We start from the raw sequence: 13100 nt of genomic DNA, 5'->3' as shown, positions 1-13100 counted from the left end.
GTACGGCCGCCTTCACGGATTGCGAAACGCAGACCGTCGTCCATCGCGATCGGGTGGATCAGGGTAACAACCATTTTGATGTTGTCGCCCGGCATTACCATCTCTACGCCTTCCGGCAGTTCGATGGTGCCAGTCACGTCAGTTGTACGGAAGTAGAACTGCGGACGGTAGCCTTTGAAGAACGGAGTATGACGGCCGCCTTCGTCTTTGGACAGGATATAAACTTCAGATTCGAACTTGGTGTGCGGCTTGATGGAACCCGGCTTAGCCAGTACCTGACCACGTTCGATTTCTTCACGTTTGATACCACGCAGCAGAACACCTACGTTCTCACCAGCACGGCCTTCGTCCAGCAGTTTGCGGAACATTTCAACGCCAGTACAGGTAGACTTCGCAGTCTCTTTGATACCAACGATTTCAACTTCTTCGCCCACTTTGATGATACCGCGCTCTACACGACCGGTAACAACGGTACCACGACCGGAGATGGAGAATACGTCTTCGATCGGCAGCAGGAACGGCTTGTCAATCGCACGCTCTGGTTCCGGGATGTAGGAATCCAGGTAGCCAGCCAGTTCGATGATTTTCGCTTCCCACTCAGCTTCGCCTTCCAGCGCTTTCAGAGCAGAACCACGAACGATCGGCGTGTCGTCGCCCGGGAAATCGTACTGAGACAGCAGTTCACGCACTTCCATCTCAACCAGTTCCAGCAGCTCTTCGTCATCAACCATGTCGCATTTGTTCAGGAACACGATGATGTACGGAACACCTACCTGACGACCCAGCAGGATGTGCTCACGGGTCTGCGGCATCGGGCCGTCAGTCGCAGCAACAACCAGGATCGCGCCGTCCATCTGCGCAGCACCGGTGATCATGTTTTTAACATAGTCGGCGTGGCCCGGGCAGTCTACGTGCGCGTAGTGGCGAGTCGGGGTGTCGTATTCAACGTGAGAAGTGTTGATGGTGATACCACGAGCTTTTTCTTCCGGCGCGTTATCGATCTGGTCGAATGCACGAGCAGCACCGCCGTAGGTTTTAGCCAGTACGGTAGTGATTGCAGCAGTCAGAGTAGTTTTACCATGGTCAACGTGGCCGATGGTGCCGACGTTAACGTGCGGTTTTGTACGTTCAAATTTTTCTTTAGACACGGCTATATTCCTTACTATAGTGCTCTCCCCTTCAGGAGAGAGCACGGGACTTAGGTTTTAATCCTGTGGATTATTTACCACGGGCTTCAATAACGGCCTGAGCAACGTTGCTCGGTGCATCATCATACTTCAGGAATTCCATAGTGTATGATGCGCGACCTTTGGTCAGAGAACGCAGCTGAGTTGCATATCCGAACATTTCAGACAGCGGTACTTCAGCGTGGATCTTAACGCCAGTAACTTCGGATTCCTGACCGCGCAGCATACCGCGACGACGGCTCAAGTCACCAATTACGTCACCGGTGTTCTCTTCCGGCGTTTCTACCTCAACCTTCATGATCGGCTCAAGCAGAACAGGTTTCGCTTTCTTAAAGCCTTCTTTAAAGGCAATAGACGCAGCCAGTTTAAACGCCAGTTCAGAGGAGTCAACGTCATGGTAAGAACCGAAGTGCAGACGGATACCGATGTCAACAACCGGATAGCCAGCCAGCGGGCCTGCTTTCAGCTGCTCCTGGATACCTTTATCAACGGCCGGGATGTATTCGCCAGGGATTACACCACCCTTGATGTCGTTGATGAACTCGTAGCCTTTCGGGTTGGAACCCGGCTCCAGCGGGTACATGTCGATAACAACATGACCGTACTGACCGCGACCACCAGACTGCTTGGCGTGTTTACCTTCGATATCGGTAACTTTCGAGCGAATCGCTTCGCGGTAAGCAACCTGAGGTTTACCGACGTTCGCTTCAACGTTGAATTCACGCTTCATACGGTCAACGATGATGTCGAGGTGCAGCTCACCCATACCGGCGATAATGGTCTGGTTAGATTCTTCGTCAGTCCATACGCGGAAAGACGGGTCTTCTTTAGCCAGACGGCCCAGAGCCAGACCCATTTTTTCCTGGTCAGCTTTGGTTTTCGGTTCTACTGCGATGGAGATTACCGGCTCAGGGAATTCCATACGTTCCAGAATGATCGGCGCGTCCGGGTCACACAGGGTGTCACCCGTAGTTACGTCTTTCAGACCGATAGCAGCAGCGATGTCGCCCGCGCGAACTTCTTTGATCTCTTCACGTTTGTTAGCGTGCATCTGAACGATACGACCGAAACGCTCACGTGCAGATTTCACGGAGTTCAGTACGGTATCACCAGAGTTAACCACACCAGAGTACACACGGAAGAAGGTCAGGTTACCCACGAACGGGTCGGTAGCGATTTTGAATGCCAGTGCAGAGAAAGGCTCATCATCGCTAGCATGACGCTCAGCCGGAGTATCTTTACCGTCGTCCAGGATACCGTTGATCGCAGGTACGTCAACCGGGGATGGCAGGTAATCAATTACCGCATCCAGCATCGCCTGAACACCTTTGTTCTTAAATGCAGAACCACAGGTTACCAGGATGATTTCGTTGCTCAGAACACGCTGACGCAGAGCTTTTTTGATCTCTTCTTCAGTCAGTTCTTCGCCACCCAGGTATTTTTCCATCAGCTCTTCAGAAGCTTCCGCAGCGGACTCGATCAGGTTCTGGTGCCATTCTTCAGCCAGTTCCTGCATGTCAGCCGGGATATCTTCGTAAGTGAAGGTAACGCCTGCATCTGCTTCGTTCCAGTTGATGGCTTTCATTTTCACCAGGTCAACAACACCGGTGAACGCTTCTTCAGCGCCAATCGCCAGTTGCAGCGGAACAGGGTTCGCGCCCAGACGGCTTTTGATCTGACCAACAACTTTCAGGAAGTTCGCACCCATACGGTCCATTTTGTTAACGAACGCAATGCGCGGAACTTTATATTTGTTTGCCTGACGCCATACGGTTTCAGACTGCGGCTGAACACCACCAACTGCGCAGTAAACCATTACTGCACCATCAAGAACACGCATGGAACGTTCTACTTCGATAGTGAAGTCAACGTGCCCCGGGGTGTCGATGATGTTTACGCGATGCGGTTCATACTGCTTAGCCATACCAGACCAGAATGCAGTAGTCGCTGCGGAGGTGATGGTAATACCACGCTCCTGCTCCTGCTCCATCCAGTCCATGGTAGCTGCGCCGTCATGAACTTCACCGATTTTATGGTTTACACCGGTGTAGAACAGAATACGTTCGGTAGTAGTGGTTTTACCGGCGTCGATGTGCGCACTGATACCGATGTTACGGTAGCGTGCGATGGGTGTTGTACGAGCCATTTGATTCCTCGTTTTATCTTCTAGGCGTTCAATTTAAGTAGCCCAAAGCGGGCTGCTTGCTGGAAGCGCCCGCCTGGTGACTAAAATTCCGAAGGGATTACCAACGGTAGTGTGCGAACGCCTTGTTGGCTTCTGCCATACGGTGAACGTCTTCACGTTTCTTAACTGCAGTACCTTTGTTGTCTGCAGCATCAGTGAGTTCGTTCGCCAGGCGCAGAGCCATGGATTTATCACCGCGTTTACGAGCAGCTTCAACGATCCAACGCATTGCCAGAGCATTACGACGAACCGGACGGACTTCAACTGGTACCTGATAAGTAGAACCACCAACGCGGCGAGACTTAACTTCGACAGTCGGGCGCACGTTTTCGAGAGCTACTTCGAAAGCTTCCAGTTCAGATTTACCAGAACGCTGAGCCAGGGTCTCCAGCGCGCTGTATACGATAGTTTCGGCAGTAGATTTTTTACCATCTACCATCAGGATATTTACAAATTTAGCCAGCAGTTCTGATCCGAACTTCGGATCCGGAAGAATTTTACGCTGACCAATGACGCGACGACGTGGCATGGAAATACTCCGTTGTTAATTCAGGATTGTCCAAAACTCTACGAGTTTAGTTTGACATTTAAGTTAAAACGTTTGGCCTTACTTAACGGAGAACCATTAAGCCTTAGGACGCTTCACGCCATACTTGGAGCGAGCTTGCTTACGGTCTTTAACGCCGGAGCAGTCAAGCGCACCACGTACGGTGTGGTAACGAACACCCGGGAGGTCTTTTACACGACCGCCACGGATCAGGATCACGGAGTGCTCCTGCAGGTTGTGACCTTCACCACCGATGTAGGAAGTCACTTCAAAACCGTTAGTCAGACGAACACGGCATACTTTACGCAGCGCGGAGTTCGGTTTTTTAGGGGTGGTAGTATATACACGAGTACATACGCCACGTTTTTGCGGGCATGCTTCCAGCGCAGGCACGTTGCTTTTCGCAACTTTGCGAGCACGTGGTTTGCGTACCAGCTGGTTAACTGTTGCCATTAAATAGCTCCTGGTTTTAGCTTTTGCTTCGTAAACACGTAATAAAACGGCCTCACACAATATGAGGACGCCGAATTTTAGGGCGGTGTCGAAAAGGTGTCAAGAAATATACAACGATCCCACAATCACCAGGCCATCTGGCTGGGATGCTTAACCGCAAGTCTGACGAAGTCAGTATAGTCAACCCTGACGACACTGTCTGAAATTTGACCGCTCAAACCGCGAGCATCGATATCTTCTTTCAGTGCGTAAACCGTTATGGGGGCGTTACGCAAACTTTCAAGGAAACGGCTACCTTCGATGGCCGCCGTAACGCCATCCTGTAGCAATAAAAGCGCATCGCCTTCTTTGCACACGCGAAGAAGCGCGGAAACGTCACTGAGCCATGCGGAACGATGTAATGTATGCAGGATAGTCACGTCAGAACCTCAGGATAACATCATAATTGTCCAGTTCACCGCGCAACGCTTCAGGTTCAAGCGGCGTCGCATCCACAATGAAACTCGCCCCCGTCTCCAGACCGCGCTCACGCAACGAGGCGGCGCACAGCCAGCATTGCTCGATATCGTACAGCCCCAGCAGTTTGAAGGTGGCGATGTAATCCCGCGCCAGCACGACGTCAGGCGTTTGTCCCGAAAGAATCTGAAAAACGCCGTCGCCGATAAAAAAGACGCCAGTCTCTTCCGTCAGCGCCGACGTCGCCAGTAACGCATCCAGTCCTTCGCGGCCCGACGCGCTGCCGTGCGGCGTGGTGGAAAATACAAAAGCAATACGTTTCATCAAAACTGCACCACGCGATCGCAGGTCAGGGAGGCTTCCGCCAGCGCGCCAAGCCCGCTCAACGAAAACCCTGGCTGTAAGTTGGCTGATGCCAGCGCCAGCCTTTTTGCTTCGGTCTCATCCACAATGCCGCGACGCAGCGCCGCCGCAACGCAGATATTCAACGCGACGCCATGCTGCGCGCCCAACTGCTGCCATGCGCGCACCAGGTCGAATTCATCGCTGGCCGGAGAGGTCAACTGGTTGGCGTTATACACGCCTTCCCGGTAGAAAAAGACGCTGCTCAACTCATGCCCTTCGTTAACTAAGGCATGCGCAAACTGCAACGCGCTGCTCGCTTGCTGCGTTCCGTACGCTGGCCCCGTCACCACAATGGCAAAACGCATTACTTATCTTGCCCCTGGAAGTCGCCACTTTTGAACTGACGAATATAGAGGTAGACCGTATGTTTGGAGATGTTCAGGCGGTCAGCCACCTGGTTAATCGCATCTTTAATATCGAAGATCCCCTTCTCATACAGATTCAGCACAATCTGACGATTCTTCGCGTTATTAGAGACATTGCGATCGGCGTTCACCTCTTCAATGGTGAATTCCAGCGTCTGAGTGACCAGATCCTCCACCGAGGAGGCAAAGTTCACGGCGGAACCCACTTCCGGCGTTTCCGGCGGAATAAAGGTATTCATAATCTGCGAGAACGGCACATCAAGGTTCATGTTGATGCACAGCAGACCAATTACGCGATGCTCGCGGTTGCGAATGGCAATCGTCACTGACTTCATCAGGACACCGCTTTTCGCGCGTGTGAAGTAACACTTCGATACGCTGCTATCCGCACCCGTCATATCATGCAGCATGCGCAATGCAAGGTCAGTGATCGGCGAGCCAATTTTGCGCCCCGTGTGTTCACCGTTGGCAATGCGAATGGCTGAGCATTTCAAATCCTGCAAAGAGTGCAATACGATTTCACAATGGGAACCAATGAGCATCGCTAACCCGTCCACCACCGCTTCGTAGGATTTCAGAATATCAAAGTCGGTTTGATCGAAAGGACGTTGATCCAGTAAGTCAAGCTCACTGGTTTCGTTGGTTAAAAGCGACCTGGTCATGAAAAAAAACACTCCTTTTCAGGAGCCTGTCGTTATGTTTTCAGGGCAGGCTCATTATTTACGCGGATGATTAAATTAATACAGCGGGGGTTCCGCTTTCCAGTATTAATTATATCCGGCCTGCAATAAAAAAACCGCCGCCATGACAGGCGGCGGTTCTCAGTTTTTATTTTTTAGCAGCATCTGTCGATTTGGCGTCGGCCGCTGCGTCTGGTTTCGCATCGGCTTTCGGCGCCGGTTTGATGTCCAGCAGCTCTACATCGAATACCAGCGTGGAGTTAGCCGGAATACCCGGAACGCCCGTTTTACCGTAGGCCAGATCCGGTGGGATAACCATCTGGATCTTACCGCCTTTCTTAATGTTCTTCAGGCCTTCAGTCCAGCCCGGGATCACGCCGTCCAGACGGAAAGAGAGCGGTTCGCCACGGGTGTAGGAGTTATCGAACTCTTTACCGTCGATCAGCGTACCTTTGTAGTTAACCACAACGGTGTCGCTGTCTTTTGGCGCTTCGCCAGTACCGGCTTTCTCTACTTTATAAACCAGACCTGTTGAAGAGGTTTTCGCCCCTTTCTCTTTAGCAAATTTCTCGCGGAACGCTTTACCTTTCGCTTCGTTATCAGCGGCGTCTTTTTCCATCTTCGCCTGAGCGGAGGTCTTCACGCGCGCTTCAAATGCCTGCAAGGTCTGCTCGATTTCCTGGTCAGACAGTTTGCTCTTGTCTGCAAATGCATCCTGGACACCCGCGATCAGCTGATCTTTATCCAGTTTGATCCCCAGTTTTTCTTGTTCCTTCAGGGAGTTTTCCATGTAACGACCCAGCGAAGCGCCCAGCGCATAAGCAGATTTCTGGTCGTCATTCTTGAACGCGGCTTTGCTGTCAGCAGTTGCAGCTGGTTTCGCGGCGTCCGCAGCGAAAGTGAGCGGTGCATGCAGAGCAACGGCCATCGTGGTCGCCAGCAGCGTTACTTTAAACAGTGATTTCATCCATATCTCCAGGGCCGGGGCATCTCACCCCAGGGTTAACTTACATGAGAAGCGTACTATAAAACGTTGTAGAACAAATCAACATACGGACACGCCCTATTATCACCCCTTTTCAGACTCTTTTTGTTTAAATTAGTTTCGTAGAGGGCGAATGAGTGCTGTGTAATCCGATAAAGTTCAGTAGAATCCGCCGCGACCCAAGAAGTGCCGGAGACAACAAGAGAGGTGAATCATGCAAGATATAACGATGGAAGCTCGCCTGGCTGAACTGGAGAGCCGTCTGGCGTTTCAGGAGATCACCATTGAAGAACTCAACGTAACGGTGACCGCGCACGAGATGGAGATGGCGAAACTACGCGATCATCTGCGCCTGCTGACGGAGAAGCTTAAAGCCAGCCAACCGTCGAATATCGCCTCGCAGGCCGAAGAGACGCCGCCACCGCATTATTGAGACGTAAAAAAAGCGGGATATTCCCGCTTTTTTGTGCCAGATGACGGCGTAAACGCCTTATCCGGCCTACTGTAGCCCTGATAAGCGCAACGCCATCAGGCATTACAGACGATTAATGGCAACCGCAGCCGCCGTTACCGCCACAACCACCTTTGCCATGCTCATGACCGTGGTCATGATCGTGGCCGTGGCCGCCGCAGCAACCGTCGTGACCGTGGTCGTGGTCGTGACCGTGCGCGCCGTGAACGTGGCCATGAGCCAGTTCTTCTTCGGTCGCTTCGCGGATCGCCACAACTTCCACGTTAAATTTCAGGTTCTGGCCAGCCAGCATGTGGTTACCGTCAACCACAACGTGGTCGTCTTCCACTTCGGTAATTTCTACCGGTACCGGGCCCTGGTCAGTTTCCGCCAGGAAACGCATGCCAACCTGCAACTCGTCAACGCCCATGAAGACGTCTTTAGGCACGCGCTGCACCAGGTTTTCGTCATACTGACCGTAAGCGTCGTTCGCGCCAACAGCCACATCGAATTTGTCGCCAACGTCGTGACCTTCCAGCGCTGTTTCCAGGCCAGAGATCAGGGAACCGTGACCATGCAGGTAGTCCAGCGGCGCACTCACCGGAGACTCATCAACCAACACACCGTCTTCTGTACGTACCTGATAGGCCAGGCTGACCACCAGGTCTTTTGCTACTTTCATGATATCTCCTGAGCATGGGAAGAATAGTGGCGCAGATTGTAGCGGAATTCTGCACCCGTGTACCCACTAGCTTAAAAAAACCTGCGGCATATCGCTAGTCTGGATGAAAAATCCCGATCACTTGCTCTTCTTTGCGAACGTGCTCGCGGGCCGCTTTATCGGCTTCACGCATCTGATGGCCGCACTTAACACACTCAACAATATCGACATTATTTTCGCGCCACATCGCCATTGAATCCTGCGCCTGGCAGGCCGGACACGTCGCCCCTGCAATAAAACGTTTACGAATCGCCATACCTACCCTCTACTCAAACTCATCCCAGCCATCCAGCTGGCGCCGCTCTTGCTGCATCTCTCGCTGGAAAATCTCCTCCAGTTCGCGTCTGGCTTCTCTGGCACGAGAAATTTGCACCATGTCGGTATGCATCGGAATAAGCTCCCTTAGCATACGCATATCCAGCCGACGGAAATGCAGTTGCGCACGCTGCGCCTGGTGTGGGTGCATCCCTAACGACACCAGCGTCTTACGCCCCAGCTCCAGCGCGCTGGAAAACGTCTCGCGGGAAAACTGCGTGACACCCGCCTGTAATAACTCATGCGCTTCCACACGTCCGCGCGCTCGCGCAAGAATATGCAAATGCGGGAAATGCTGCCGGCATATCTCCACCAGCTTCATGGTGTCTTCCGGTTCATTACAGGTAATGACGATAGACTCCGCCGCTTCCGCTCCTGCCGAACGCAGTAGCTCCACCTGAGTCGCATCGCCGTAATATACTTTGTAGCCGTATTTTCGCATCAGGTTAACGGCGCTGATATCGCGCTCCAGTACGGTGATGCGCATTTTATTCGCCATCAACAAACGGCCAATTACCTGACCAAAACGCCCGAATCCCACGACAATCACCTGCGGTTTATCATCATCCACCCAGGGCTTTTCATCTTCCTCTTCCGGGCCGTTAAGCTGTCTGGAGAGCCATTTATCGACGAGCTTCATCAGCAGCGGCGTGGTCATCATCGACAGCGTTACGGTGACCAGCAGCAGCGACATCTGGTCGCCCTGAAACAGCCGCTGGGACGAGGCGGTGGAAAAGAGCACAAACGCGAACTCGCCCCCCTGACTCAGCACGCCCGCAAACTGCATCCGCTCCGAACTCCGAATCCCGTACAGACGCGCCAGCAGATAAAGCACCAGCGTTTTCACCGCCACCAGCACGATGACGCTCACCGCTACCCACAACAGGTGGGTATAGAGCACACCAAGGTTTAACGACATCCCCACGGAGATAAAGAACAACCCCAGCAGCAGCCCTTTGAACGGATCGATGGCCGTTTCCAGCTCATGACGGTATTCGCTTTCCGCCAGCAGCACGCCTGCGATAAACGTACCGAGCGCCATCGACAGCCCCAGCGCATCCATAAATAAAGCAGACCCCAGCACCAGCAACAGCGTGGCGGCAGTAAACACCTCGCGCACGCCGGAATCGGCGATAAAACGGAACACCGGGCGCAGCAAATAGCGACCGCCAATCAGCATCCCGGCAAAGGCCAGCACCTTCATGCCGACCTTAATCCAGTCAAAATGTTCATCTGCCGAGCCAGCCAGCAGCGGCACCAGCGCCAACGCGGGGATCACCGCCAGATCCTGAAACAGCAGCACCGAAAAACCCAACTGGCCGGATTCGCTGCGGTTCATCCCCTTTTCCCGCATCAGTTGCAGCGCCATCGCGGTCGATGACATCGCCAGACCAATCCCGCCGATCACCGCCGCCTGCCACGAGAAATCGGTAAGCATCAGCAGCCCGGCCAGCACGACAGCGCTCAGCATCACCTGGGCCGCCCCGACGCCAAAGATAGAGCGACGCAGTTGCCAGAGTTTGGAAGGGTTGAGTTCCAGGCCGATGATAAACATCAGAAAGACAACGCCCAGCTCAGAAAAGTGGAGGATTTCATCAACGTCGCTGATAAATCCCAGCCCCCAGGGGCCAATCGCAATCCCTGCCAGCAAATATCCCAGTACCGCGCCAATACCCAGCCGCGATGCCAGTGGCACCGCAGCGACCGCCGCGAAGAGAAACATCACCCCCGCCGTCAATAAATCAGAACCTTCCATTAGCGACCTCCCGCCAGAACAGGGTTTGCCAGCCATTCGCCGTAGGCTTTCGCGTGGCTGGCCAGTTCCTGCTCACTTTGTCGCCTGGCCCAGTAGATAATAATCGGACTCATCCAGTGCATCCGGCACATCGCCGCCGTCAGCTCAAACGGCCGCAGCACATCGGTCATCGGATAGCGGTTCAGCGCATCGTAGCGATACGCGCTTTCCGGTTCACCGGTGGTAATCACGCTCCGCCAGTACTTTCCCGCCAGTTGGTTCCCCCCTGGGCCACTGGCGAAACCACGGCTGAGCACGCGGTCTAACCACTCTTTAAGCAACGCCGGACAGCTATAGGTATACAGCGGATGCTGGAAAACAATCACGTCATGTTCACGCAATAGCGCCTGCTCATGCGCGATATCGATAAAAAAATCAGGGTAGTGCGCGTAGAGATCGTGCACCGTCACATTACTGAGTTGCATGGCCGGTTTAAGCAGCACCCGGTTCGCGACCGAGTCCTGAGATTCTGGATGGGCATACAGCAGCAGTACCTTTGCTGGCTGGGACATCATCCCCCTCCCGGTTATTTTGTGTATCGTTATTGTTTTGGGCTACCATTGCGCTCCGGCGCGGCAGAATGCCCGCATATTACATTATCATAATGATAAATTAACATAGTCTGAACATACGGCGCCTTATGATTGTTTTCTCCTCGTTACAAATTCGTCGCGGCGTGCGCGTCTTGCTGGACAATGCCACCGCCACCATCAACCCGGGACAGAAGGTCGGCCTGGTGGGTAAGAATGGCTGCGGTAAATCTACCCTGCTGGCATTGCTGAAAAATGAAATCAGCGCCGATGCAGGCGGCGTGACCTTTCCCGGTAACTGGCAGCTGGCGTGGGTGAATCAGGAAACACCCGCGCTTGCACAACCTGCGCTGGAGTACGTGATTGATGGCGATCGCGAATACCGCCAACTGGAAGCGCAGTTGCACGACGCCAACGAACGTAACGACGGGCACGCCATCGCCACCGTACACGGCAAGCTCGACGCCATCGACGCCTGGACCGTGCGCTCACGCGCCGCCAGCCTGCTCCACGGCCTCGGTTTTAGCAACGAACAGCTTGAACGTCCGGTCAGCGACTTCTCCGGTGGCTGGCGCATGCGCCTTAACCTGGCCCAGGCGCTGATTTGCCGTTCTGACCTGCTGCTGCTCGATGAACCGACCAACCACCTCGATCTTGATGCCGTTATCTGGCTGGAAAAATGGCTGAAGAGCTATCAGGGCACTCTGATTCTGATTTCGCACGACCGCGACTTCCTCGATCCGGTGGTAGACAAAATCATTCATATCGAACAGCAAACCCTGTTCGAATACACCGGCAACTACAGCGCATTTGAAGTGCAGCGCGCGACCCGGCTGGCCCAGCAGCAGGCGATGTACGAGAGCCAGCAGGAGCGCGTGGCGCATCTGCAAAGTTATATCGACCGTTTCCGCGCCAAAGCGACAAAAGCGAAGCAGGCACAGAGCCGTATCAAAATGCTGGAGCGTATGGAGCTTATCGCCCCCGCGCATGTCGATAACCCGTTCCACTTCAGCTTCCGCGCGCCGGAAAGCCTGCCTAACCCGCTGCTGAAAATGGAGAAAGTGGGCGCCGGGTATGGCGATCGCATCATTCTGGACTCCATTAAGCTGAATCTGGTGCCCGGTTCACGCATCGGGTTGCTGGGGCGCAACGGCGCCGGTAAATCAACGCTCATCAAGCTGCTGGCGGGCGAGCTTGCGCCTGCCAGCGGTGAAATCGGTCTGGCGAAGGGTATTAAACTCGGTTACTTCGCTCAGCATCAGCTGGAGTATTTGCGAGCGGATGAATCGCCGCTGCAACATCTGGCGCGGCTGGCGCCGCAGGAACTGGAGCAGAAGCTGCGCGATTACCTCGGCGGGTTTGGCTTCCAGGGCGATAAGGTCAGCGAAGAGACCCGTCGCTTCTCCGGTGGTGAAAAAGCGCGCCTGGTGCTGGCATTGATCGTCTGGCAGCGCCCTAATCTGCTGCTGCTTGATGAACCGACCAACCACCTTGACCTCGATATGCGCCAGGCGCTGACCGAAGCGCTCATCGAATTTGAAGGCGCGCTGGTGGTCGTCTCGCACGACCGTCACCTGCTACGCTCCACCACCGACGATCTCTATCTGGTTCACGACCATAAAGTCGAGCCGTTCGATGGCGATCTGGAAGACTATCAGCAGTGGCTGAGCGACGTGCAGAAACAGGAAAACCAGCCTGATGACGCCCCGAAAGAGAATGCCAACAGCGCCCAGGCGCGTAAGGATCAGAAGCGTCGCGAAGCCGAACTGCGTGCCCAGACCCAGCCGCTGCGTAAAGAGATCGCCCGTCTGGAAAAAGAGATGGAAAAGCTGAACGCAAAACTGGCGCAAGCGGAAGAAAAACTGGGCGACAGCGAACTGTACGACCAGAGCCGCAAAGCGGAACTGACAGAATGCCTGCAACAGCAGGCCAGCGCCAAATCCGGGCTGGAAGAGTGCGAGATGGCCTGGCTGGAAGCGCAGGAACAGCTTGAGCAGATGCTGGCCGACTAACTTCGGGAATATG

The 13100-nt window shown here is 54.0% G+C and carries 15 protein-coding genes; 2 read left to right on the top strand and 13 right to left on the bottom strand.

What is annotated here, in order from left to right:
• The 9 genes from tuf to fkpA all read right to left on the bottom strand — a co-directional run.
• A partial coding sequence (tuf, locus tag OGX84_RS07820; RefSeq protein ID WP_200103606.1) for an elongation factor Tu occupies window positions 1–1148 on the bottom strand: 1148 nt, incomplete at its 3' end.
• A gap of 70 nt (window positions 1149–1218) precedes the next feature.
• Entirely contained in the window at window positions 1219–3333 is a 2115-nt protein-coding gene (gene fusA, locus OGX84_RS07815) for an elongation factor G (protein WP_012135435.1), read from the bottom strand.
• Window positions 3334–3430: 97 nt separating this feature from the next.
• Complete coding sequence (gene rpsG / locus OGX84_RS07810) at window positions 3431–3901, bottom strand: 30S ribosomal protein S7 (RefSeq protein WP_002920113.1); 471 nt, start codon at window positions 3899–3901, stop codon at window positions 3431–3433.
• Between the two features lie 96 nt (window positions 3902–3997).
• Window positions 3998–4372, bottom strand: a complete 375-nt coding sequence (gene rpsL / locus OGX84_RS07805) for a 30S ribosomal protein S12 (protein WP_000246815.1) — start codon at window positions 4370–4372, stop codon at window positions 3998–4000.
• 125 nt (window positions 4373–4497) lie between these two features.
• The gene (gene tusB, locus OGX84_RS07800; RefSeq protein ID WP_024131005.1) at window positions 4498–4785 is read right to left on the bottom strand and encodes a sulfurtransferase complex subunit TusB; all 288 of its coding nucleotides are present in this window, start codon (window positions 4783–4785) and stop codon (window positions 4498–4500) included.
• Between the two features lie 7 nt (window positions 4786–4792).
• On the bottom strand, window positions 4793–5152 hold the full coding sequence (gene tusC / locus OGX84_RS07795) for a sulfurtransferase complex subunit TusC (protein ID WP_012135437.1): 360 nt from the start codon (window positions 5150–5152) through the stop codon (window positions 4793–4795).
• Window positions 5152–5538, bottom strand: a complete 387-nt coding sequence (tusD, locus tag OGX84_RS07790; RefSeq protein ID WP_012135438.1) for a sulfurtransferase complex subunit TusD — start codon at window positions 5536–5538, stop codon at window positions 5152–5154. The genes tusC and tusD overlap by 1 nt, the downstream gene beginning before the upstream one ends.
• Entirely contained in the window at window positions 5538–6260 is a 723-nt protein-coding gene (locus OGX84_RS07785; RefSeq protein ID WP_012135439.1) for a helix-turn-helix transcriptional regulator, read from the bottom strand. The genes tusD and OGX84_RS07785 overlap by 1 nt, the downstream gene beginning before the upstream one ends.
• 166 nt (window positions 6261–6426) lie before the next feature.
• On the bottom strand, window positions 6427–7245 hold the full coding sequence (gene fkpA / locus OGX84_RS07780; protein WP_012135440.1) for an FKBP-type peptidyl-prolyl cis-trans isomerase: 819 nt from the start codon (window positions 7243–7245) through the stop codon (window positions 6427–6429).
• Window positions 7246–7477: 232 nt separating this feature from the next.
• On the opposite strand from fkpA, the gene OGX84_RS07775 reads away from it, so the two are divergent.
• Window positions 7478–7696 carry a protein SlyX gene (locus OGX84_RS07775; RefSeq protein ID WP_012135441.1) on the top strand — a complete coding sequence of 73 codons (219 nt, stop codon included), beginning with the start codon at window positions 7478–7480 and terminating at the stop codon, window positions 7694–7696.
• Window positions 7697–7808: 112 nt separating this feature from the next.
• Here OGX84_RS07775 and slyD read toward each other — a convergent pair whose 3' ends face one another.
• The 4 genes from slyD to kefG all read right to left on the bottom strand — a co-directional run bounded on the left by slyD (window position 7809) and on the right by kefG (window position 11057).
• A complete protein-coding gene (slyD, locus tag OGX84_RS07770; RefSeq protein WP_012135442.1) occupies window positions 7809–8396 on the bottom strand; it encodes a peptidylprolyl isomerase in 588 nt (195 codons plus the stop codon).
• A gap of 94 nt (window positions 8397–8490) precedes the next feature.
• A complete protein-coding gene (locus tag OGX84_RS07765) occupies window positions 8491–8691 on the bottom strand; it encodes a YheV family putative zinc ribbon protein (RefSeq protein ID WP_047460809.1) in 201 nt (66 codons plus the stop codon).
• A gap of 9 nt (window positions 8692–8700) precedes the next feature.
• Window positions 8701–10506 (bottom strand): glutathione-regulated potassium-efflux system protein KefB, encoded by a 1806-nt coding sequence (gene kefB, locus OGX84_RS07760; protein WP_012135445.1) that lies wholly within the window; start codon window positions 10504–10506, stop codon window positions 8701–8703.
• Window positions 10506–11057 (bottom strand): glutathione-regulated potassium-efflux system ancillary protein KefG, encoded by a 552-nt coding sequence (kefG, locus tag OGX84_RS07755; RefSeq protein WP_024131006.1) that lies wholly within the window; start codon window positions 11055–11057, stop codon window positions 10506–10508. Before kefG ends, kefB begins: the two co-directional genes overlap by 1 nt.
• A 128-nt stretch (window positions 11058–11185) precedes the next feature.
• Between kefG and OGX84_RS07750 the strand changes: the two genes are divergently transcribed.
• A complete protein-coding gene (locus OGX84_RS07750) occupies window positions 11186–13087 on the top strand; it encodes an ABC transporter ATP-binding protein (RefSeq protein ID WP_286457665.1) in 1902 nt (633 codons plus the stop codon).
• Window positions 13088–13100: the final 13 nt, after the last annotated feature.

Origin of the sequence: Citrobacter sp. CK202 (genome assembly GCF_030333225.1) — a bacterium.
Lineage (GTDB): Bacteria > Pseudomonadota > Gammaproteobacteria > Enterobacterales > Enterobacteriaceae > Citrobacter_B > Citrobacter_B koseri.
The sequence above is the reverse complement of the archived record's forward strand: the minus strand, read 5'-3'. Positions and strand labels throughout refer to the sequence as shown.

Excerpts from the sequence above, each read along its gene's own strand:
- OGX84_RS07750 (WP_286457665.1), top strand. The coding sequence starts at position 11,186 with ATGATTGTTTTCTCCTCGTTACAAATTCGTCGCGGCGTGCGCGTCTTG.
- slyD (WP_012135442.1), bottom strand. The coding sequence starts at position 8,396 with ATGAAAGTAGCAAAAGACCTGGTGGTCAGCCTGGCCTATCAGGTACGT.
- tusC (WP_012135437.1), bottom strand. The coding sequence starts at position 5,152 with ATGAAACGTATTGCTTTTGTATTTTCCACCACGCCGCACGGCAGCGCG.
- tusD (WP_012135438.1), bottom strand. The coding sequence starts at position 5,538 with ATGCGTTTTGCCATTGTGGTGACGGGGCCAGCGTACGGAACGCAGCAA.
- rpsG (WP_002920113.1), bottom strand. The coding sequence starts at position 3,901 with ATGCCACGTCGTCGCGTCATTGGTCAGCGTAAAATTCTTCCGGATCCG.
- fkpA (WP_012135440.1), bottom strand. The coding sequence starts at position 7,245 with ATGAAATCACTGTTTAAAGTAACGCTGCTGGCGACCACGATGGCCGTT.
- OGX84_RS07765 (WP_047460809.1), bottom strand. The coding sequence starts at position 8,691 with ATGGCGATTCGTAAACGTTTTATTGCAGGGGCGACGTGTCCGGCCTGC.
- kefB (WP_012135445.1), bottom strand. The coding sequence starts at position 10,506 with ATGGAAGGTTCTGATTTATTGACGGCGGGGGTGATGTTTCTCTTCGCG.
- fusA (WP_012135435.1), bottom strand. The coding sequence starts at position 3,333 with ATGGCTCGTACAACACCCATCGCACGCTACCGTAACATCGGTATCAGT.
- OGX84_RS07775 (WP_012135441.1), top strand. The coding sequence starts at position 7,478 with ATGCAAGATATAACGATGGAAGCTCGCCTGGCTGAACTGGAGAGCCGT.
- OGX84_RS07785 (WP_012135439.1), bottom strand. The coding sequence starts at position 6,260 with ATGACCAGGTCGCTTTTAACCAACGAAACCAGTGAGCTTGACTTACTG.
- kefG (WP_024131006.1), bottom strand. The coding sequence starts at position 11,057 with ATGTCCCAGCCAGCAAAGGTACTGCTGCTGTATGCCCATCCAGAATCT.
- rpsL (WP_000246815.1), bottom strand. The coding sequence starts at position 4,372 with ATGGCAACAGTTAACCAGCTGGTACGCAAACCACGTGCTCGCAAAGTT.